17 protein-coding genes are annotated in these 23251 nt (G+C 32.2%); 5 read left to right on the plus strand and 12 right to left on the minus strand.

All coding sequences use genetic code 11. The features are described 5' to 3' along the window. Nucleotides 1–19 precede the first annotated feature (19 nt). On the minus strand, nt 20–1282 hold the full coding sequence (locus IDG45_RS04170; protein WP_031927636.1) for a Y-family DNA polymerase: 1263 nt from the start codon (nt 1280–1282) through the stop codon (nt 20–22). A 147-nt stretch (nt 1283–1429) separates the two neighbouring features. On the opposite strand from IDG45_RS04170, the gene thmT reads away from it, so the two are divergent. Next, nucleotides 1430–1615 carry a 2-hydroxymuconate tautomerase gene (thmT, locus tag IDG45_RS04175; RefSeq protein WP_001123276.1) on the plus strand — a complete coding sequence of 62 codons (186 nt, stop codon included), beginning with the start codon at nt 1430–1432 and terminating at the stop codon, nt 1613–1615. Nucleotides 1616–1702: 87 nt separating this feature from the next. Here the strand turns inward: thmT and IDG45_RS04180 are convergent, their stop codons facing one another. Further along, nucleotides 1703–2686 (minus strand): LCP family protein, encoded by a 984-nt coding sequence (locus tag IDG45_RS04180; RefSeq protein ID WP_000356976.1) that lies wholly within the window; start codon nt 2684–2686, stop codon nt 1703–1705. Nucleotides 2687–2822: 136 nt separating this feature from the next. Here IDG45_RS04180 and msrA point away from each other — a divergent pair, with 136 nt between their 5' ends. Beyond that, nucleotides 2823–3332: a peptide-methionine (S)-S-oxide reductase MsrA gene (gene msrA / locus IDG45_RS04185; RefSeq protein WP_001024830.1), complete on the plus strand. Its 510-nt coding sequence runs from the start codon at nt 2823–2825 to the stop codon at nt 3330–3332. Between the two features lie 202 nt (nt 3333–3534). Here msrA and mprF read toward each other — a convergent pair whose 3' ends face one another. The 7 genes from mprF to parE all read right to left on the minus strand — a co-directional run bounded on the left by mprF (nt 3535) and on the right by parE (nt 15335). Further along, nucleotides 3535–6057 carry a bifunctional lysylphosphatidylglycerol flippase/synthetase MprF gene (mprF, locus tag IDG45_RS04190; RefSeq protein ID WP_001071153.1) on the minus strand — a complete coding sequence of 841 codons (2523 nt, stop codon included), beginning with the start codon at nt 6055–6057 and terminating at the stop codon, nt 3535–3537. Nucleotides 6058–6537: 480 nt separating this feature from the next. Next, on the minus strand, nt 6538–7746 hold the full coding sequence (gene cozEb / locus IDG45_RS04195; RefSeq protein ID WP_001004752.1) for a cell elongation protein CozEb: 1209 nt from the start codon (nt 7744–7746) through the stop codon (nt 6538–6540). Beyond that, complete coding sequence (locus IDG45_RS04200; protein ID WP_001788758.1) at nt 7739–7906, minus strand: hypothetical protein; 168 nt, start codon at nt 7904–7906, stop codon at nt 7739–7741. Before IDG45_RS04200 ends, cozEb begins: the two co-directional genes overlap by 8 nt. Further along, nucleotides 7881–8732, minus strand: coding sequence for a glucose PTS transporter transcription antiterminator GlcT (gene glcT, locus IDG45_RS04205; RefSeq protein WP_111063750.1), 852 nt, complete (start codon nt 8730–8732; stop codon nt 7881–7883). Before glcT ends, IDG45_RS04200 begins: the two co-directional genes overlap by 26 nt. Nucleotides 8733–9231: 499 nt before the next feature. After that, nucleotides 9232–10692, minus strand: a complete 1461-nt coding sequence (gene alsT, locus IDG45_RS04210; RefSeq protein WP_000651164.1) for a glutamine transporter AlsT — start codon at nt 10690–10692, stop codon at nt 9232–9234. Between the two features lie 249 nt (nt 10693–10941). Continuing rightward, nucleotides 10942–13344, minus strand: coding sequence for a DNA topoisomerase IV subunit A (gene parC, locus IDG45_RS04215; RefSeq protein WP_111063751.1), 2403 nt, complete (start codon nt 13342–13344; stop codon nt 10942–10944). Beyond that, nucleotides 13344–15335 (minus strand): DNA topoisomerase IV subunit B, encoded by a 1992-nt coding sequence (gene parE / locus IDG45_RS04220; RefSeq protein WP_025173910.1) that lies wholly within the window; start codon nt 15333–15335, stop codon nt 13344–13346. The genes parC and parE overlap by 1 nt, the downstream gene beginning before the upstream one ends. A 205-nt stretch (nt 15336–15540) precedes the next feature. Between parE and plsY the strand changes: the two genes are divergently transcribed. Both plsY and IDG45_RS04230 read left to right on the plus strand, forming a co-directional pair. Further along, complete coding sequence (gene plsY / locus IDG45_RS04225) at nt 15541–16149, plus strand: glycerol-3-phosphate 1-O-acyltransferase PlsY (protein ID WP_000972779.1); 609 nt, start codon at nt 15541–15543, stop codon at nt 16147–16149. Between the two features lie 377 nt (nt 16150–16526). Beyond that, nucleotides 16527–16823, plus strand: a complete 297-nt coding sequence (locus IDG45_RS04230; RefSeq protein ID WP_001165377.1) for a HesB/YadR/YfhF family protein — start codon at nt 16527–16529, stop codon at nt 16821–16823. Between the two features lie 206 nt (nt 16824–17029). On the opposite strand, the gene menI is transcribed toward IDG45_RS04230, so the two are convergent. The 3 genes from menI to IDG45_RS04245 form a co-directional block, all read right to left on the minus strand. Next, a complete protein-coding gene (menI, locus tag IDG45_RS04235; RefSeq protein WP_000640487.1) occupies nt 17030–17497 on the minus strand; it encodes a 1,4-dihydroxy-2-naphthoyl-CoA hydrolase MenI in 468 nt (155 codons plus the stop codon). A gap of 178 nt (nt 17498–17675) precedes the next feature. Next, entirely contained in the window at nt 17676–20381 is a 2706-nt protein-coding gene (gene acnA / locus IDG45_RS04240; protein ID WP_000729734.1) for an aconitate hydratase AcnA, read from the minus strand. A gap of 590 nt (nt 20382–20971) precedes the next feature. After that, nucleotides 20972–22618, minus strand: a complete 1647-nt coding sequence (locus IDG45_RS04245; RefSeq protein ID WP_001088978.1) for a BCCT family transporter — start codon at nt 22616–22618, stop codon at nt 20972–20974. 203 nt (nt 22619–22821) lie between these two features. On the opposite strand from IDG45_RS04245, the gene mscL reads away from it, so the two are divergent. Beyond that, nucleotides 22822–23184, plus strand: a complete 363-nt coding sequence (gene mscL / locus IDG45_RS04250) for a large conductance mechanosensitive channel protein MscL (RefSeq protein ID WP_000910489.1) — start codon at nt 22822–22824, stop codon at nt 23182–23184. Nucleotides 23185–23251: the final 67 nt, after the last annotated feature.

Raw genomic sequence — 23251 nt, forward strand, 5'->3', positions numbered from 1 at the left:
TACTTAAACCGTATAGTCATTACATTTTATGTCCAGCCATTAAACCTAATCTGCCGTGTTTTGTACCTGCTTCTGTAAACGATACTGCTTTGGACACAATACCTTTGCCGTATTTCAAATGTAATTGGTCTATCGTTTTAGCTAGACATTCGTCACGTTTGCGTTGGTATTCATCTTCAAACAGACTTAACTGTCGCTCATCCTCATTAATAAATTGACTCAAAGATATACTTAGCGTACGATATAGTGCTTGTTTATTACATAATTTATCTGCGAAATGCATTACTACTTTATAAATATCTTTTTCTAAGTTTGTTGGATCTTTCAAAGTATATTGCTTATGTACACCGCCTTCATCACTATAGCCAAAGGCAAAATGTATCGTTCTTGCCACTTTTTTTCTTGCTCGAACTCTGCTAGCAACATCTTCAATTAACTCTTGCATTACTACTTTTGCTTCATCAAAATGATAATCTCTCATTAATATTTGACTTTTGCATATCGATGGATTGCTAATCTTATGCTTTTCACGTACTTTACTCTGATCTATCCCATTCGCATGTAGATGCATATCAACACCTAAAATACCGAACTCTTTTTTTAAAAATTTATATGGATATTTTGCTAAATCTCCTATAGTAAAAATCCCTTTTTTATTCAATTTGGCTTCTGTTCGACGATTAATACCCCAAAAATCTCTCAAGGGCTGAATTGGCCATAATTTCGTTGGTACATCTTGATATCGCCATTCAGCTATACCATTTTGACTATGCTTCGCTTCAACATCCATAGCAATTTTACTTAATAACATATTAGAACCAATGCCCACAGTACAATAAATGCCTGTTTCTTCATAAATTTCACGTTTAAGTCTTTCGCAAAATGCATGTACTGTAGAACTAAATCTATGATAGCTATCAGTAACATCCATAAAAAATTCGTCAATACTATATTGGTGTAAATCTTCAGGTGGAATATAACGCAATGCAATCTTAGAAATAGCAACTGAAACATTAAGATATTTACGCATACTTGGATTGATAATGTAAATATCATTTCTATGTGGTATTTCAAACAATCGCGACCCTGTCTTGATGCCTAATTCTTTTAATTTAGGTGTCGCAGCCAATATTACAGAACCCTGACGCTTAGTATCTGCAACAACAGCTAACTTTGTTTCTAATGGATCTAGCCCCTTTTCAATACAAGAAACACTCGCAAAAAAACTTTTTTGGTCAATACATAGAACATCCCTATCTTCTAATAAATGATAATTATACACTGTTATTCCTCCCTTACTTGAATCTTATTATATACGAACACATGTTCTATTTCAACTATTTTAGAACAAATGTTCTGTTATTTTGCAAATGAATTTTTAAGTATTACATGATATACTCAAATTAATAATGATTAGGAGGTTTGGATGATGCCAATCGTCAATGTAAAATTATTAGAAGGTCGTTCGGATGAACAATTAAAAAATTTAGTTAGCGAAGTAACTGACGCCGTAGAAAAAACAACGGGGGCAAATAGACAAGCAATTCACGTTGTTATAGAAGAAATGAAACCAAACCATTATGGTGTGGCTGGCGTAAGAAAGTCAGATCAATAATTCTTCATAAGATGCATGCCAATTAATTCTTTGAAAACGAACAAGGCGACTTCTATCTGAGTATGATAGAAATCGCCTTGTTTATTTTTAATTTTCATCTAAAAAGTCTTTAATAGCTTGTTTATTTGTGTTTTTATTAATCTGTAATGCACTACCATCAGTATTTGTATTGACATCTTCGTATGAGTTCTTGATTGGCACAGTCAATGACTTAACATCTTTTTCACCTCGGATACCAAAACTCAAACCTGTTTGGAAAATCCCTGAATCAGGAATGTTTGTATTCACATAGCCTCTTAAAATACCTGCAACTTTTGGTAATTTAACAACTGTTCTAAAATTAACCATTTCTTTTTTCAATGTTTGCATCACTTGTTGCTGACGTCGCACGCGTCCGAAGTCACCTTCAGGGTCGTGACGGAATCTTGCATAACCAAGTAATTCTTTACCATTCAACCTATGGTTACCCTTTTTCAAAGATACACCAATATTTTTCGACATATCTTTTTCGACATTAATTGGTACACCTTCTGGCATTAATTCATCAATCATTTTCTCAAATCCAGTAAAATCAACTACTGCATAATATTCAGGATTAATTCCTAAATTTTTATCAAGTGTTTTTCTAAGTAGCTCTGGACCACCTAAAGCGTATGCTGAATTAATTTTGTGTTTTCCATATCCTGGAATATCTGCATAAATATCACGCATGACAGACATCATTTTCATCTTTTTATTGATAAAGTCATATTGAACAACCATGATAGAATCTGTTCTTGATTGTCCACCTTGTGCTTTATCTGCACCGAGTACAAGAATAGAAATTTTACCATCATTTTTTACTGGTCCATTAAATTGATGTACTTTAACATCTTTCGCATGTTTCTTGGCATATTCTACACCGCTATTGTAACTATGTACAATATATACAACTAATGCGATAAGTAAAATTACAACAATCAGAAGAATGATAGGTAATTTCCTAATTTTCTTCTTCTTTTTTCGCTTAGGCGCCGAAGTGCGATGTTCACTTTGACGTCTATATTCGTTGTCATTAGTTTCTTTATCCATATTTACCTACCTTATATCTTCAAAAATAGATTTTTGTGTACTATAATAATCACATATTAACGTTATATAAAAACAATTCAAAAAGCAAGTGATTTCTTAATAAATCGTACTAAGGTCTAATGAAAGGATGTCAAAAATGAATATTAATACAGCTTATTTTGCCGGAGGTTGTTTTTGGTGTATGACGAAACCATTTGACACCTTTGACGGCATAGAAAAAGTAACTTCTGGATATATGGGCGGACATATTGAAAATCCTACTTACGAACAAGTAAAATCAGGTACGAGTGGTCATTTAGAAACTGTTGAAATTCAATATGATGTTGCATTATTCTCATACAATAAGTTATTAGAAATATTTTTCTCAGTCATTGACCCATTAGATACAGGTGGTCAATATCAAGACCGTGGTCCTCAATATCAAACAGCTATTTTCTACACTAATGATCATCAAAAAGAACTCGCTGAGACTTATATCGAGCAGCTTAAAAATACGATTAATGCTGATAAGGCAATTGCAACAAAAATATTACCCGCGTCACAATTTTACAAAGCCGAAGACTATCACCAAGATTTTTATAAGAAAAATCCAGAGCGCTATGCAGAAGAACAAAAAATACGCCAAGAATACAAAAATAAGCAATAACATTTATACTTGATGAAACTAATTGGATTGATAATAAAAGTTAGGCGACTTAACTTAAGCTCATTTCAATATTAAAATACGGTACAGATAGGAAACTTAAATATTCTTATCTGTACCGTTTTTTATAAATTATTCTTTATAGAAACCAAAAAATCCAAGCGCTTCAGGCAAAACTGTATACCTCTTAGCACTTGGATTTTAATTATTTGTGACGTATTACACGCATTACTTTAGAAAGTGATTCCCAAAGCGAATTATCTTTACGATAAACTAAAAAGCGTGGTTCCCAATTCGGATTATATTTAGATTTATAACGACGTAATCCTTGGAAACGATATAGACCGTTGAAATGTTCAAAGACACGGCCTGCAAGTCGTTCTCTTAAATATGAATAATGCAATTGACCAACGTTCGATAACGTTGCCATACCCATATTAAATTTTGTATAACCTTGTTCTTTACTCCAAAGTAACATATGCAAGTATAGACCATCCATTAATGGTAAATCTAACTCTGGCAACCATCTAATTAAATCGACTGAAATGGCATCATTAAAGTATGTTGGCATTAAACTACAAAATGCAATTACTTCATTTTCTTCATTTCGCATTACACCAATTGGCGCTTTAGATAAGTATTCTTCATTAAATTGACCAACAGAGAAATGCATTTCCTGACGATTATCTAGCCATAAATCACTTACATGTTGAAGTTCATTTATAAATTCAGTTGAAAACGGTGGTTCAATAATTTCGAACGAAATATTAAGTTCATCGAATTTGTTTAAAGTCGCTCTAAATCCACGGCGTTTTTTACCTGAAGTTGAAAATTGTGTTAAATCAATAATTGCTTCTTCACCTAATTTGAAAAATTGGTTACCGAAATTATGATATAACGGCATGTGTTGATCTGTAACTTGATAGAATATAACATCATAGCCTAAATACTCAGCGTAATTATAGAATGCTTCTAACAATTCATCAAAGGCATTTTCATCACCGATTGGATCGCCAAGAACCACTAATGAACTTGCTTTATAACGATACATTAAAAATGCTGTTTTATTTTCATTAGTGAAAAACTGCTTGTCACCACTATATATCAAGTGACTCAAATAATTACCGCCATACTGATTAATAATCTCCTCGCAATCTTCAATTTTAGAAGAAATACGTACTTTGCTAAATTGATAATCAAACAACCATGCAATCATACCTATGATGATAGCGATGATTAAAATCGTAAGCCAGAAGTAATAGCGCAATACAGATGTATGCATTTCAATCGTATAAATATCTAATGCATATAACGTTCCAGCAATAAATATATGGTTAACATATAAAATAAATAAACTGAATAAAAGCATTGCAACTATATTTCTCATTCTTACTGGGCGTTTTAACCTACGTGCTCTACGGAAAGCTACAATAAGCAGAACAAAAATAATAGCTAACCATGTTATTAAAATATATGAAGCGTAAGTGAAGAATGTCGCCACTGTGATTAATAAAATTGAAATCACAGCAAAGATGATGGCACGTCTACTTTGCTTATAAATACCAACTACATTCAGTAAAAGTAATAAACAAGCACTAGTATGAATTGCCAATAAAATATAATACGTTAAGTGATTTCCATCATATAAAGCATCGTAAACAATCGTTAAGTTATTTACAAAAAAGATCATACTTGTAAAGAACACTAAAATTGCTAATGACAATGATGGAATTTTAGCAATAATATCCTTTTGATAAGACATTAAAAATGACGTAACATCTTTAGCAGGAATAAAGTATTTAGATCCCTCAATGTACTTCTTAGCTGATGTACCAAATTCAAATGATGATAAAATTAATGCAATAATTACCGGTACAAAATAGTACGCAAAACGATATAGAAGTAGCATTAATAATACTTTTTCCTCAGGGACACCTAAAGTTTTAAATCCTAGTAATACAACTAAATCGAAAGCGCCGAAACCACCAGGAATAAAGCTGACTAAACCTGATAATGCAGCAATGATAAATATTGCAATAAAGGACATGAATGATACATGAGCGTCAACAATTACACCACAGAAATATAATACAACTGCAGCTGCTAACCATTCAACACACGACACTAAAGTGCAGTACAATCCTACAAAACGATTGTTTTTATCAGGTGGTCTAACCATTGAATAAATAATGAATAATGGTAAGAAAAATGACACTACATATAATACCCATCTTACCCATGTAATCTTATCTAAAATTAAAGATGCATCGAAAACATGGAATACAATTAACAATGATAATAAGCTTAAACCTGTCAACATTGAAATAAGTATTAAGGATATAAAGTGAACTAATTTCTTTTTATCATGCGTATAGTTTTTATAAACCATTGCTCTAACGCCTGCACCAATAAAGCCACCGAAACCTACAATCGCATTCAATGCATTGATGATATAACTTACTCTTAAAACTTTGCCTAAGGATATATCCATTTTTAAAGCTCTAGATAAAATCACATCATACATTGATAGAATAACAAGCGATGCCCCACCACCAATAAATAGTAAAACTAAGGACATACGGTTAATCTTACTAAATTCAACCAACGTATCTTTAAAGTTAATACCAGATAACTCCCGATACAATGTGATTACTACAAAAATAAATAAAGCTGTAGCAAACGTAATTTTTAAGATTGAAAATATTTTGTTTTTAACTTCCTGATTCATTTTTTCACATCAATTCTAATTATTTCTGTTATAAATCAAAATATATCATATAAACCATAAAAATAGCATATCATTTACCTTTGATTTATATAACACTTTTGTCATATTGATATCTGTATTAAGAAGTAAATAGAAAATATTTCTATCTCAAACAGAACAATATGGTTATCTATACTGATTCATATTTAACATAAAGAAAATGATGAATCAATACTTATGAAAAATATTATTAATTAACAGCAGATTATGAGTGCTTCTTAATATATTAAAAATACCACTTGTTTTTATTTTCGACATAATAATGAAGTACTAATCAAGTGGCAAATACTCGTTTCATTATGCATGTGCTTTAGAAACGGCTAAACTTTCGTAAAAATTTATAAGCTAAACATGTGCTGATAATCATAAATTTGAACACCCAACATTATAAGCACCATAAAAAATACCAACAAACGTATAGTCATTGGTATTTTTAATTACTTATTCAACTATTTTATTACTTTCTTTAATATCATATTCACCTACATCATTACCATAGAAACGATTGTATCGACGTTTAAATAATTGGAATAAATGAGTAACTAATACTTTTAAAATAGCATATCCCGGAATACCTAAAATAACGCCTACAATACCAAGCAATTTGCCTGCACACAGTAAAATGAAAATGATTGTAAGTGGATGAATCTTAAGTGTTTTACCCATGATATTTGGTGAAATGAAGTGCCCTTCAACAAATTGTACTAAAGTCCATACTACTGCTAATTTTAAGAGCATCCACGGCGATGTTATAGCAGCTATTACAATAGCTGGTGAAATCGCTATAGTAGGCCCTAAATATGGCACAACACTTGTAACTGCCGCAATACTAGCTAATACTAAGCTATATTTCAACCCGATAACCGAATAACCGATAAACAACAGTATACCGATACAGAATGAAACAATAATTTGTCCTTGAATGTATGAACCCACTTGAACACTCATTTTTTCAAGTAGATCATGAAAATCTTTTCGGAATTTCGGTGGCATAATATTCGTTGAAAATTCTTTGAAGTGATGTCCATCTTTAAGCATAAAGAATAGTACAAATGGTGTTGTGACAATCACAACGCCAATATTAGCAATCGTTTCTGCAAACGTTGCAATTTTAGACCCAAAGCCATCTGTAAATTCACTTAACATAGATGGTATTTTCTTAGGTAAAGAATTTAACCAATCATTAATTTGACTATAATACGAAGAGAAAAACGTATTATTTGCTATTTTATCAATAGAATTAATTAATTTTTCTAGATATTGCGGTGAATTTTTAACTAAACTATCTACTTGCGAACCAATAATAGGTATCAATAAATTAACAATTAACGTAATAACACCTACTACAGCTAGATAAATAATAGAAATACCTGCAACTCTTGGTATTCTATAACGCTCCATCATATTTACGATTGGGTTAAATAAATAGAATAGAATTAAAGAGACGATGATAGGTGCTGCTATCGTCTTAAAAACGATGATAAAAGGATCAAAAACGTATGATACTTTTTCGAAAATAAAAATAACAATACCCAACAATACTAGTGCTATTAATGAGAAGACTAAATCATTCCCACCAACAAACTTCATATACCGTGATTCGGTAAATTTTAAAAAGTTCTTTCTTATATTCTTTTCATTTTCATTCAATTATAGATTCACCACCACTTAAAATATTCATAAGATGTTGTATAAAAACAGTCCACTTATGTAAAATTACTAACATCAATGATACCATACAAATACCCTTTACAGTAACGAAACGCCCGTGTAATACACTTAATTTAGGATTGATTAATCCTTTCTTCAAAATGATGAATGTGTAATGTTAAATATATAATTTCAGACTCACTGATATTAACATCAAATTGTTTTTGTATCATAGTTAAAATTTTATATGCTGTGTTATAGCAAATCGGATAGTGATTTTTAATCATAGACACAAAATCATCTTGTGCATGTATATATTCTTTTCTTCTTAATCGGCGAATTAAAAATTGTACATGTCTTATAAAACGTTGGTATTGTAATGATTCCTTATCAACAGTTGTCACAAGGTCTGATTCAATGATATCTATACCTTTTTTAATAACATTATTGATCAAAGTCATCTCATGCATAGATAAATCTTCTGTGTTAGATGCAATATGTAATGCAATAAATCCTATCTCATCTTCAGGAAAATGTACATCTAATGCTGCATTTAACTGATCAATCACCTGTTTAGCAATATGATATGCATCACTATATAACTGCATAATTTCCATAACAAATGGATTGCTAATAACTTGATTTTGTTTTAAGCGTTTATATGCAAATATAATATGATCCGTTAATGAAATTAAAAGTTGTTTTGAATCAACATTCATCGCAGTATTAGAAATAAAATTTAACGAATCAATAATTACTTGTAATACATTGTCATCAGCGATTTCAACTAAACTTTTATAATGTGCTTTTTGTTGCTCACTCTCTAATTTATAAATTTTCTCTATTGTAATAGTTTGGTCGTTTAACGCCATTCCCTCTTTTTTGTTAAAACCAATACCTTTACCGATTAAAATAACTTCTTGATCATTATTAGTACATACTACGACATTGTTGTTCAATGTTTTAGTAACAATATATTCTCCCATTATCATCACCTATTTTTCTATTATTAAGATTATATATCGGAAATGTCTAACTTGAAAGTATAATAATTTAAATACTTGTGTTCTATTACACGCCTATCCTATATGATATATCTTAATTTAATTTCGATGCCTCTCAAAGTGGAATAACTATAATAAAAAAATCTGACTCCCATATTTACAAATAATTCTATTTATTTATATATTATCTGAATTAATACTCAATACAAACTAAAACGTACTATTAAATTGTGCAAAGCTAAAATAAATTTATATTCATCTATCTAACAATATGTCTTATTAATGGTATAGTCTTTGCACAACAATGGAGGAAATAAATCTCAATCTTATTATGTTAATATTTAATCAAATCTTAGATTAACTAGTGTAATGATACAGATGATTATTGAGTACAAATTTAAAACCCTGAGATTTTCGCTTTAATTTGAAAACCTCAGGGTTTATTTGATTTTTATAAAATGAATCGTTACATTAAAAATATTTATTTATCAGAGTTCTTATATTTGTTAGCGCCCCAAGCACTAATTCCAAATAAGTTAATTTCTAAGTTTTCAGGTTTAAAGACAGGATTCTTGCCTTCTTTTTTCTGCTTTTGATAATCTTTCATTAATGCAAAAGCTACATTGGACAGTCCTATAATGGAAATAATGTTTACAATTGCCATTAAGCCCATAAATAAGTCTGCTGTATTCCATACTGTTTCTGTTTTAGCCACAGCTCCCATAAAGACAAGTACTACAACAAGACATCTAAAGATAAATAATATCACACGATTTGTAGATAAAAATTCAATATTAGATTGACCATAATAGTAGTTACCTACCACAGATGAAAATGCAAACAGTGTAACTGCTATTGTTAAGAAAATACCTCCAGCAGAACCTAAATGCTCATTAAGTGCTGATTGAGTAACTGCAACACCTTGTGGTGCACTTTCACCAAATTTCAATCCTGAATATAGTAAAATCATGATTGCAGTTGCTGTACAAACCAACATTGTATCAAAGAACACACCTAATGATTGGATTAAACCTTGCTTAACAGGGTGTGGTACGGCAGCAGTTGCCGCTGCATTCGGCGCAGAACCCATACCAGCTTCGTTAGAGAATAAACCACGTTTGATACCTTGAAGAACCGCAGCACCTACAGCGCCACCAGTTACTTGTTCGATACCAAATGCACTTTTAATAATCGTACCTATCATAGGAACAATTTGATCTAAATTAAATAGCAATATTACTAAAACCATACCAATGTAAATGATAGCCATAATCGGTACAATTAACGAAGATAACGTAGCAATACTACGTACACCACCAAATATAATAATAGCTGTTACGATTGCTAAAATAATACCTGTGATTACTGGACTAATATTATATTGCGTATTTAACGACTCCGCAATTGTATTAGATTGCACTGTGTTAAATACAAATGCAAATGTAATTGTAATTAAAATCGCAAATACGATACCTAGCCATTTTTGATTTAAACCTTTAGTAATATAGTAAGCTGGACCACCACGGAATCCACCATCTTTATCATGTACTTTATAAACCTGAGCCAAAGTCGCTTCTATAAATGCACTCGCTGCACCTATAAATGCAATAACCCACATCCAAAATACTGCACCTGGACCGCCTAAAACAATCGCAGTCGCAACACCAGCAATATTACCAGTACCAACTCTCGAACCAGCACTAATCGCAAATGCTTGGAATGGCGAAATACCCTTCTTACCATCTTCTAAAGTTTCTGGACGTTCTACTAAAGCTCTAAACATTTCAGGTAACATTCGTAATTGGACGAATTTAGAACTAATTGTAAAGAAGAATCCAGCTGTCAATAATAGACCAATTAAATATTGAGACCATATTAGATCGGTACCAACATGGACAAATTCTTTAAACCATCCAGGAATTAAACTATCGAAATCTTTCAAAATAAACCCCTCGCATCCTCTACATGAATCATGCATCTTCTATAAAATTAGACCGAATTTAAACTTCAGTAAATATAGAGATACGTCATCATTTCTTATACAATACAAGAGATTTATATTAGTTTGGTCAAAGTATATCGCTAATTTAACGATAAGTACTTGGTCAGCATTTAATATAAATCCCTTGAATTTAGTCAAAATTTAACATTACTGTATTTTATCATTTAATTTCGTGATTGCATATAGTTTTTAGCTAATATACATGTCTATTACTTCACCAAAATCATCTGTATCTACAATGAATGAGCCATTTGTATATTGCTCAGATTTATGAATATCATTAATTAAACCATGTTCTTCGTTTGATTTTGAATATAATGTATATTTACTATGTTCACCTGTCACTACATGTGCAGCTACTATACGATGTGGATTTTTCTTTAATTCTTTTAATAAAGTTATTCCACGTTGTGCTCTTTTAGCAACTTGTAAGATTTTAAAACTAATACGTTTTAACGAGCCGCGTTGTGTGGCCATCAATATAGTATCATTTTCAGAAACACCTTCAGTCATAACAACGAAATCTTCAGCTTTAAGATTTATTGATTTAACACCAGCTGCCCTTAATCCGGTATCTGATAGTTCACTTGTATTATACGTTAATGACATACCTTTATTAGTAATGATGGTAATTAATTGATCTTTTTCAAAGTGCATAACACTAATCAAATCATCATTTTCTTTAACTTTAGTAGCAATTAAAGGTTTATTAAAACGCGTTGTTTTAAATAGAGGCACTGTACTTTTCTTAATCATGCCATTTTGAGTCGCAAAAACATAAAATGCATCTGTATTAAAGTCCTTTTCATTAAAGACATTAATAACCACTTCATCTTCTTCGATAGGAACTATTTGTGATACATGTTGCCCCAATTCTTTCCAACGAATATCTGCTAATTTATGAACCGGTATAAATAGATAACGACCTTTATTTGTAAATACTAGTACGGTATCTTGCGTATTTACTTCTTGATGTTTAAGTAAACTGTCACCATCTTTTAAACCAATATCTTCAACACCGCTAGCATTAAAGCTACGAATAGAAGTACGTTTAATATATCCATGACGTGTCATACTTAAAATAACTTCTTCACTAGGCACCATAACTTCTTTGTCAATTTTAATTTCTTCAATTTCTGCTTCAATTAAAGACAGTCGTTCAGATTTGAATTTCTTTTTAATTTCATTCAATTCTTCTTTTATGACATTCAATAATGCATCATGGTTATCAAGAATATGACGTAATTGTTTGATTAATGCTTCAAGTTCTTTATGTTCACCTTCAAGCGCAACTATGTCAGTGTTTGTTAAACGATATAACTGTAACATTACAATTGCTTCAGCCTGTTCTTCTGTGAACTCGTATACTTCGATAAGGTTTTCTTTAGCGTCACGCTTGTTTTTAGAGCTACGAATCAATTCGATTACTTTATCTAAAATTGACAACGCTTTAATCAAACCTTCAACGATGTGCATACGTTTTTCAGCATTATCTAATTCAAACTTCGTTCTATTTGCAACAACCTCAATTTGATGATTCAAATAACTATCTATAATTTGACGAATACCCATCAATTTTGGACGACCATCACTAATAGCGACCATGTTGAAATTATATGAAATCTGTAAATCAGAGTTTTTATAAAGATAATTTTTGATTGATTCACTGTTCACATCTTTTTTCAATTCAATTGCTATTCGTAAACCAGTTCTATCAGTTTCATCACGTACTTCAACGATACCATCGACTTTTTTGTCAGCACGTAATTCATCGATACGTTTTACTAAGCTACTTTTGTTCACTTCATATGGAATTTCAGTAATAATTAACTGTTTACGTCCATTGCGTAAAGTTTCTTCTTCAACTTTAGAACGAACTATAATTCTACCTTTACCTGATTCATAAGCTTTTTTAATACCATCAATACCTTGAATAATACCACCAGTTGGAAAATCAGGACCTTTAATATATTTCATTAATTGATTGACTGTAATATCTGGATTATCAATATATTTAAGTGTTGCTTGAATCACTTCAGCTAAATTATGTGGTGGTATATCTGTCGCGTAACCTGCAGATATACCTGTAGAACCATTCACTAGTAAGTTAGGAAATCTTGATGGCAATACCATTGGTTCGAGTGTCGTATCATCATAGTTTGGAATGAAAGAAACTGTCTCTTTATTAATATCACGTAATAACTCTTCAGCTAGTAAGCTTAACTTAGCTTCAGTGTAACGCATTGCCGCTGGCGGATCATTATCGATACTACCATTATTACCATGCATTTCTATTAAGACATGTCGTAACTTCCAGTCTTGACTTAAACGGACCATTGCTTCGTACACTGAGGAGTCTCCATGTGGATGATATTGACCAATAACATCACCGACTGTTTTCGCACTTTTACGGAAATTTTTATCGTGTGTATTACCACTTGAATACATTGCATATAAAATACGACGTTGTACGGGTTTTAAACCATCACGAACATCTGGCAATGCACGCTCTTGAATAATATATTTACTATATCTTCCAAAGCGATCACCTAAAACATCTTCAAGTGATAAATCTTGAATTATTTCACTCACTAGATTTCCTCCTCATCAAATTGATCATTTTCAAGTACTTGTACTTCAGAATTATCTAAAATACTTTGGTCCTCTTGCATACCAAACTCAACGTGCTTTTCAATCCATTCACGTCTAGGTTGTACTTTGTCACCCATTAATGTTGTTACACGTTTAGATGAACGCACTTCATCTTCAACTTGTACACGAATTAAAGTTCGTGTGTCTGGGTTCATCGTCGTTTCCCATAATTGTTCAGGGTTCATTTCACCCAAACCTTTGTAACGTTGTAACGTGAAGCCCTTACCAAGTTCTTTTTGTAATTTATTAAGCTCTTCGTCTGTCCAAGCGTATTCAACTCTCTTTGTTTTGCCTTTACCTTTTTCCAATTTATAAAGTGGAGGTAAAGCAATAAATACACGACCTGCTTGAACAAGCGGTTTCATATATTTGAAGAAGAATGTTAACAATAGCACTTGAATATGCGCACCATCAGTATCAGCATCAGTCATAATAATTACACGATTATAATTACTATCTTCAATTTTAAAGTCAGTACCAACGCCTGCCCCGATTGTGTGGATAATTGTATTAATTTCTTCATTTTTAAAAATATCTTCCAGACGTGCTTTCTCTGTATTAATTACCTTACCACGTAATGGTAATATCGCTTGGAATTTGCGGTCTCGTCCAAGTTTTGCTGAACCTCCCGCAGAATCACCTTCGACTAAATACAATTCATTTTTATCAGTGTTTTTACTTTGTGCAGGTGTTAATTTACCAGATAGCAAAGTGTCTTTACGCTTGTTTTTCTTACCTGAACGAGCATCTTCACGAGCTTTACGTGCAGCTTCCCTTGCTTGTTGTGCTTTAATCGCTTTTTTCACAAGTGATTTAGACAATTGTCCTTTTTCTTCTAAATAGAATGGCAATTTGTCTGCAACAACTGAATCAACAGCACTTCTTGCTTCAGAAGTACCCAATTTAGATTTCGTTTGTCCTTCAAATTGTAGTAATTCTTCTGGAATACGTACAGACACAACAGCTGTTAAACCTTCACGAATATCATTACCGTCTAAGTTTTTATCTTTTGTTTTAAGTTCATTAATACGACGTGCATAATCATTAAATACACGTGTCATTGCTGTTTTAAAACCAACTTCATGTGTACCACCATCTTTAGTACGTACATTATTTACGAAACTTAAAATACTTTCTGAATATTGATCATTATATTGGAAAGCTACATCTACCTCTATACCATTTGCTTCACCTGAAAATGTAGCCACGTCATGCAAAACTTCTTTTCCTTCATTGACATAACTAACAAATTCTTTGATTCCTTCTTCATAATGGTAATGCTCTTGACGCTCTTTACCACTGCGTAAATCATTAAGCGTTATTTTTAAATTTTTCAATAAGAACGCAGACTCTTGTAGTCGTTCACTTAAAACATCAAAATTAAATGATGTAGATGCTTTAAAAATTGTGTCATCAGGTTTAAATGTTACTTTGGTACCTGTTTTCTTAGTTTTACCTTTTTTTACTAAACCAGAAGATGGCGAACCACCGTTTTTAAAACTTTGATGATATATATTACCATCTCGATGGATTTCAACTTCAAGCCATTCACTCAATGCATTTACAACTGAAGCACCAACGCCGTGAAGACCACCTGAAGTTTTATAGCCGCCTTGTCCAAATTTACCTCCTGCATGTAAAACAGTAAAGATAACTTCGACTGTCGGTTTACCTGATTTATGTATACCTGTTGGCATACCACGTCCATTATCTTCTATAGAAATACTACCATCTTTATTAATTGTTACATCTATTTCGTTACCGTAACCATTCAATACTTCATCGACGGAGTTATCGACAATTTCATATACTAGATGATGTAATCCCCGTTTATCAGTTGATCCAATATACATACCAGGTCTTTTACGAACTGCTTCTAACCCCTCTAAAACCTGTATTGAATCATCTGAATAATTATTTTGTTTATTCATTGCCAATGATTTCGCCTCCTGCAAACGTACGTTCGTTTTTAAAACTATACAATAGTTATTCTTATATAAATCAGCGTAAAATGCAAGTATCAATTAACTTTCATAGCTTAATTCCATATATTAATCCCCGTTTTTAAAAATTTTAGCCGTAATTTAAACGAATATGATAAAATAGTCCTAAGATATTAAAGGATGTGTAATATTTATGATGATAATCGTCATGTTACTACTAAGTTATCTTATCGGCGCTTTCCCAAGTGGATTCGTAATTGGAAAATTATTTTTCAAAAAAGATATTAGACAATTTGGTAGTGGTAATACTGGCGCTACTAATAGCTTTAGAGTATTAGGTCGTCCTGCAGGATTCTTGGTAACATTTCTAGATATTTTCAAAGGGTTCATAACTGTTTTCTTCCCTTTATGGTTACCAGTTCACGCAGATGGCCCTATTAGTACTTTTTTTACAAATGGTTTAATTGTTGGCTTATTCGCTATACTTGGACACGTTTATCCTGTTTATTTAAAATTCCAAGGTGGCAAAGCGGTTGCAACTAGTGCAGGTGTCGTCTTGGGAGTCAACCCGATACTTTTACTAATACTTGCAATTATCTTCTTTATTGTATTGAAGATTTTTAAATATGTTTCTTTAGCAAGTATCGTTGCAGCAATTTGCTGTGTGATTGGCTCGCTTATCATTCAAGACTATATTTTATTAGTCGTTAGTTTCTTAGTTTCAATCATATTGATAATTAGACATCGCTCTAATATCGCAAGAATTTTTAGAGGCGAAGAACCTAAAATAAAATGGATGTAACAATTTTTTGACATTAGTCCATCATTGCATATTTTTTTGCAGTTGATGGATTATTTTATTTTTGCAAAAACAATTTTTTTAACTTAAAATTCAACTATACTTAGTTTTTTTACAAGAACATTTGAGACCGAGACATAGATCAATGTCATAGGCTACACAATGTTATATTAGCTGTAGTTGACAGAATGAAATGCGCTTATAACTAGGTTTTTTCAATTCTGGTCGGGGGTCCCAACATAGAAGCTTATGGAAATTCAGCTTACAATAATGTGCAGGTTGGGGTGGGCTCCAACACAGAGAATTTCGAAAAGAAATCCCACAAACAATATGAATTGGGGCCCACTCCCATTCTGTAATAAATATAGGAGGTCATTGTTATGCAAATAGAACTTACTGATGCAGCAGTAACTTGGTTTAAAAATGAACTTGAGTTACCTGAAAATAATAAAGTGCTCGTGTTTTTTGTAAGATATGGTGGCGAATTCCAACTCAAGCAAGGATTTAGTCCTGCTTTTACAGTTGAACCAAAGGAAGATGTTGATATTGGCTATGAACAACAATATGACGATTTAAATGTTGTCGTAGCGGAAAAAGATTTGTGGTACTTTGAAGATGACCACATTATTGTAAATGTAGTTGATCACGAAGATGAAATTTCTTATTCCACAAAATAACTAAAATAAAACGAACTTGTTTACACATTCTGATGTGTACTGAACCTCACAAGTTGTACTTTGGTTTAACACATCTGATGTTGTATGAACAAGTTCGTTTTTGCTATATATTAACTTATCTTCACGCTAATTACATTAATGTTAACGTATTGGCTATTTTTTATAGATTAATTGTTAATATTGCCTCTCCAAACATTTATAGTAACTTATAAAGAATCAATACCATCCATTATCTCTACTGTTTTCCCTTCATTATTGAGCGTTTGCACTTTACTATAGGCTTCATGCCAATCTGGGAAATAACGATCCAACCGTATAGGCTTAAAAGTATCTTCTTTAATGCAAATCAATTCTGTGGAACCTGTAGTTGCAAGTTCACCTTTTTCATTAAAAATCTCATATTTATACACTGAACGTAATCTCGAATATTTTTCAACCCAAGTTTTAACTTTAACTTTTTCTGGATAAAAAATAGACTTTTTATAATTGACATTGAGGTCAGTCACAGGTGAAATGATTCCTTGTTTTTCCATATCAGCATAACTAAAACCTAACTTCGATATATAATCCAACCGCGCAACTTCAAACCAAGTTGCATAATTCCCGTGATAAATTACACCCATCTTATCAGTTTCAGCATAACGCGCTTCTATTTCTGTAATACTATATATCATTTTAAGCCTTCTTTCAGTTTAACTTTATATCTCATTCTAACATAAAATACAAGAAGAGGCCGGCCAAGAACACAAAGGTTTTGAACCGACCTATTAAATCATAAAGTTTATAGAGGTATTTTTGAGCACTATCAAAGTGCCTCAAATACCGATTAAAATTTTACTGTGATATCTATTTTTATTGCGCTAATTTATTTCTTAAAACCATTTGTAAAATTCCACCGTGACGATAGTAATCCATTTCAACAAGTGAGTCAAAACGAACCATAGCGTCAAATTCTACCAAATCACCATCTTGCTTCTTAGCAGTAACTTTGACGTAGTCATGTGGTTGAACATTTTCATCAATATTAACAGAAATTTCTTCTGTACCATCTAGACCAAGAGAATCAGCTGATTCACCTTTTTTAAACTCTAATGGTAATACACCCATCATAACTAAATTTGAACGATGGATACGTTCATAACTTTGTGCAATAACTGTTTTAACACCTAATAAGTTTGTACCTTTTGCTGCCCAGTCACGAGATGAACCCATACCATAATCGTTACCAGCTAATACAACTAAACCTGTACCATCTTCTTTATATTTCATTGCAGCATCAAAGATAGGCATTACTTCATTTGTTGGCCAATAAGTTGTAAAACCACCTTCAGTACCTGGCGCTAATTGGTTTTTAATACGTATATTAGCAAACGTACCTCGAACCATTACTTCGTGATTACCACGTCTTGAACCATATGAATTAAATTCACGAATAGGCACTTGATGATCTTGTAAATATTTACCAGCTGGCGTATCTTTACCAATTGCACCTGCGGGAGAGATGTGGTCAGTTGTCACAGAATCACCGAATTTACCCATAACACGTAAACCATTTAATGGAACAATCGTACCCGGTTCTTTAGATAATCCTTGGAAGAATGATGGATTTTGAATGTATGTTGAATTAGGATCAAAGTCATATAGAGGTTGATCAGTTACATCAATCTCATTCCATAATTCGTTGTTATTGTATACGTTATTATATTCTTCAATAAATAATTCAGGTGTTACAACACTATCAACGGTATCTGAAACTTCTTTAATTGATGGCCAAATATCTTTCAAATATACATCTTCACCGTCATTACCTTTACCAATAGGTTCATTTTGTAAATCAATATCAACCGTTCCAGCTAATGCATAAGCAACAACTAACTGTGGTGAAGCTAGGTAATTGGCTTTTACAAGAGGATGGATACGACCTTCAAAGTTACGGTTACCAGATAATACAGATGTCACTAATAGGTCCTCATCAGCAATCGCTTTTTCAATTTCTGGTAATAAAGGACCTGAATTACCGATACAAGTTGTACATCCATAACCAACCAAGTTAAAGCCTAAATCATCTAAATAAGGTTGTAAGCCAGCATCTCTTAAATATCCGGTAACAACTTTTGATCCTGGTGCTAGAGAAGTTTTAACGTATTCAGGAACTTTCAAGCCTTTTTCAACTGCTTTTTTAGCAACTAAACCTGCACCTAACATTACATAAGGGTTAGATGTATTTGTACATGATGTAATTGCAGCTATTGCAATATCACCTGTTTTCATTGTAGCTTTTGATCCATCTTTGAAGTTAATTTCAGCTTTCTTATCAAATTCACTTTTATCTAAACCATGTCCTTGGTTGCCCGCTGGAGCTGTTACAGAATTTTCAAATGATGATTTCATATCACTTAAGAAAATTAAATCTTGAGGACGTTTTGGTCCTGAAAGCGATGCTTCAACTGTTGATAAATCCAATTCGATAACATCTGTATAATTAGGATCTTCTTTTTCAACATCAAAGAACATATGGTTTTGTTTCAAATATTCTTTTACTAGCGCGATATGTTCGTCTGATCTACCAGTTAACTTCATATATTTAAGAGATTCATCATCAACTGGGAAGAATCCGCAAGTTGCTCCATACTCTGGCGCCATGTTTGCAATTGTAGCTCGGTCTGCTAGTGGTAAATGTTGTACACCTGGACCAAAGAACTCTACAAATTTACCAACAACACCTTTTTTACGTAGCTCTTGAGTTACTCTTAACGCTAAATCAGTTGCTGTTGCGCCTTGTGGTAATGAATTTACTAGTCGTACACCAATAACCTCTGGAATTGGGAAATAAGAAGGTTGTCCAAGCATTCCAGCTTCAGCTTCAATACCACCAACACCCCATCCTAGTACGCCAATACCATTTATCATTGTTGTATGTGAATCAGTACCAACTAATGTATCTGGAAATGCAGTTTTTTCACCATCTACATCACGAACATGTACAACACTTGCTAAATATTCTAAGTTAACTTGGTGAACTATTCCAGTTGCAGGAGGAACTGCATTGTAATTATCAAATGCTTTCGTTGCCCAATTTAAAAACTGATAACGTTCATAGTTACGTTCAAATTCTAATTTCATATTACGTTCAAGAGCTTCTGGATTTGCATAGCTATCCACTTGAACTGAGTGGTCAATAACTAAATCCACCGGTACTTCTGGATTAATTTTAGTAATATCTCCCCCAACGTCATCCATTGCTTTACGTAAAGAAGCTAAATCAACTACGGCTGGTACACCTGTGAAATCTTGTAAAATAACACGAGAAGGTTTAAATGGTACCTCGCCTTCATTTTCATCTTTTCCAAACTGACTTAAAGCTTTAATATGATCGTCTGTAATTACAAAATCATCTTCTTGACGAAGTAAAGATTCTAACAAAACACGAATTGAATAAGGTAAATTGGAAACTTTAGTAATACCTTGCTCTTCTACAGCTTTTAAATCATAGTAAGTATAACTTTGGCCATTCAAGTCAAAATGTTTTTTTGATTGCTCTTTAAAATTTGCAGCCATTTAATGATCCCCCTTGATACATTTTTATATTTATATGCCTTGATTAAATTGTATTATTATATTTATTGATAAACAACTCATCATGCTTAGAAAACGCTTAATTTAGGTTTTGACTTTTTAATCAGAGTATATAAGCAAAACTTATCATTCAGGTAAAGTGTAATAAGTATTTTTTATTAATTGAGAATAATTATCAATTTCGCGAATGATTCAATTCACTTTTTAAGCGTATTATTTCATTGATCAGAAAGAAAATTATGCCGCCAAACTTTAATATTTCTTTTTCAATGTCATTCTTTTGATATACATATACCGATATATGTATCGCTAATTTTCTATAAAAGTATAGTTAATTTTTGTTTATACCGTCGTACTTCACTTTATCTTTGTCAAAACCCTTTCTATTAAGTTGTCATAAATAAACCTATTTTAAAATAAAAAAAATCGAGAATTCGTAGTTTAATAACGAAATTCTCGTTCTTATCCTTTTGAATATACTCAATTTTCCACAAAAAATAAACAAGTAGTATATCTGTTCTAGCTACTAGAATGACATACTACTTGTTATTAAAATACTTAACTAAATTTTATTAGTTATCTTTTTTCTCTATATTTCTACGTGACTGACGCTTTTCAAGAATGTCAGATTCATAATCTTCTTGTTGACTCTTGATATATTCTTGTAAGCGGTGTTTATTCGGAGTCAATGTTAAACCTAAGAATTTACGTTCCTGGTTCGCATCCTTGTAGAAACTTACCATCATGAGTATGACGACAAAGGAGAATGGGAATGCACTTATAATTGCAGCACTTTGAATCGCATTTAAAGCTTCAGCGCCGTTACCGCCACCAGCTAATAAAAGTACAAATGCTATTAAGGCCTGTGAAATTCCCCAAACAACTTTTACCATACTAGATGGATTTAATGAGCCGAATGTTGTTTGCATTCCTAATACAAATGTTGCTGAGTCAGCAGATGTAATAAAGAATGATGCAATTAATAATAATGCAATCAACGATAAAACAATGCCAAATGGCACATGATTAAACACTCCAAATAGCTGTGTTTCAGGAGTCATATCAAAAATTTCTTTGTGTTTCTTACCTGTCTCGATGCCTAATACACCAAAGACACTAAACCATACAAAACTAACAATTGCTGGAACTAGCAAGACACCAGAAATGAACTCTCTAATTGAACGTCCTTTTGAAACTCGTGCAATAAACACTCCAACGAATGGGCTCCAACTTAACCACCAACCCCAGTAATAAAGTGTCCATGAAGACATCCATTCACGTTTTTGAGGATTTAAAGCAGCTGTATCAAAACTATTAAACAAGAATGTGTTTAGTAAACTACCAGTAGAGCTAGTTAACATATTTAAAATAAGAACAGTTGGTCCAACAATTAAAGCAGCTACCATTAAAATAGTACCTAAACCAATGTTCAAGTTACTTAAGTATTGAATACCTTTACTTAATCCAGACCATGCACTTGCTATAAATAAGATAGTAACAACAATGATGATAATCGCTTGTACAAACGTATTGTTTGGAACATTGAACAAGTAATGTAAACCACCATTAATTTGTAGAGCACCCATACCTAACGAAACGGCTACCCCAACGATTGTCGCAAATACAGATAAAACGTCAATAAAAATCCCAATAGGTCCTTCCACTTTATCACCTAAAAGAGGACGTAAAGTTCTAGATAATAAACCTGGTTCACCTTTACGGAATTGCGAATATGCCAACGCTAACGCAACAACACCATAAACAGCCCAAGCATGGAATCCCCAATGGAAAAATGTTGAACGTAGAGCTTCAGTATAAGCTTCAGTAGTTTTGGGATCTGCTGTAGGTGGCGTAGCAAAGTGCGCCATCGGTTCAGCTGCACCATAAAACACCAAACCTATCCCCATACCAGCACTAAACAACATAGCAAACCATGAAATTGTATTAAACTCAGGTTTGTCATTTGGTTTACCTAGTTTAAGTTTTCCAATAGGACTAAAAATAAGGAATATACAGAAGAACACGATAATCGTAGTAAGAATAAGATAATACCAACCTAACTTTTCTGTAATCCACATTTTAATATTATTGGTAACATAGTTGAATTGTTCAGGTAAAAATGCACCAAGTAATACGACTATAGCAACAACAATTGCACTATAGATGAAGACTGGTGAATACTTCTTTCCATTTGGATTCTCTGGTGAAGAAGAATTCATAATTAATTACTCCCTTCAATTCTATATTTAATTTTATGTAGTAGAATAAAAATATTATCTAAACATTTTATTCAATAACTCACGCACCTTTATAGGATAACAAAGGTCTTTGCGATAATCAAATTTTCTTGAATAATCTATTTTCTAATTTTTTTATTTGTTGTATAATTGAAGTTACATTTAAAAAAGAGAGGTTGAGTGTAATGTTAAAAGAATTCAAAGAGTTCGCCTTAAAAGGTAACGTCTTAGATTTAGCAATTGCTGTTGTGATGGGTGCAGCTTTCAACAAGATTATATCTTCATTAGTAGAAAATATCATCATGCCATTAATTGGTAAAATTTTCGGATCAGTTGATTTTGCTAAAGAATGGTCATTCTGGGGTATTAAATACGGTTTATTTATCCAATCTGTTATCGACTTTATTATCATCGCGTTTGCTTTATTCATCTTTGTTAAGATTGCAAATACATTAATGAAAAAAGAAGAAGCCGAAGAAGAAGCAGTTGTGGAAGAAAATGTTGTGTTATTAACTGAAATCAGAGATTTATTACGTGAGAAAAAATAATTTTTAAATAAAAAGAGATGGGCTAAGGTTGTTCTATACATTCCAAAGTACCATCTCTATTTTTTAT

It is taken from the genome of Staphylococcus sp. EG-SA-10 (assembly GCF_017151945.1).
GTDB classification, from domain to species: Bacteria; Bacillota; Bacilli; order Staphylococcales; family Staphylococcaceae; genus Staphylococcus; species Staphylococcus aureus.

Excerpts from the sequence above, each read along its gene's own strand:
- thmT (WP_001123276.1), top strand. The coding sequence starts at position 1,430 with ATGCCAATCGTCAATGTAAAATTATTAGAAGGTCGTTCGGATGAACAA.
- IDG45_RS04180 (WP_000356976.1), bottom strand. The coding sequence starts at position 2,686 with ATGGATAAAGAAACTAATGACAACGAATATAGACGTCAAAGTGAACAT.
- msrA (WP_001024830.1), top strand. The coding sequence starts at position 2,823 with ATGAATATTAATACAGCTTATTTTGCCGGAGGTTGTTTTTGGTGTATG.
- mprF (WP_001071153.1), bottom strand. The coding sequence starts at position 6,057 with ATGAATCAGGAAGTTAAAAACAAAATATTTTCAATCTTAAAAATTACG.
- glcT (WP_111063750.1), bottom strand. The coding sequence starts at position 8,732 with ATGGGAGAATATATTGTTACTAAAACATTGAACAACAATGTCGTAGTA.
- parE (WP_025173910.1), bottom strand. The coding sequence starts at position 15,335 with ATGAATAAACAAAATAATTATTCAGATGATTCAATACAGGTTTTAGAG.
- plsY (WP_000972779.1), top strand. The coding sequence starts at position 15,541 with ATGATGATAATCGTCATGTTACTACTAAGTTATCTTATCGGCGCTTTC.
- IDG45_RS04230 (WP_001165377.1), top strand. The coding sequence starts at position 16,527 with ATGCAAATAGAACTTACTGATGCAGCAGTAACTTGGTTTAAAAATGAA.
- menI (WP_000640487.1), bottom strand. The coding sequence starts at position 17,497 with ATGATATATAGTATTACAGAAATAGAAGCGCGTTATGCTGAAACTGAT.
- acnA (WP_000729734.1), bottom strand. The coding sequence starts at position 20,381 with ATGGCTGCAAATTTTAAAGAGCAATCAAAAAAACATTTTGACTTGAAT.
- IDG45_RS04245 (WP_001088978.1), bottom strand. The coding sequence starts at position 22,618 with ATGAATTCTTCTTCACCAGAGAATCCAAATGGAAAGAAGTATTCACCA.
- mscL (WP_000910489.1), top strand. The coding sequence starts at position 22,822 with ATGTTAAAAGAATTCAAAGAGTTCGCCTTAAAAGGTAACGTCTTAGAT.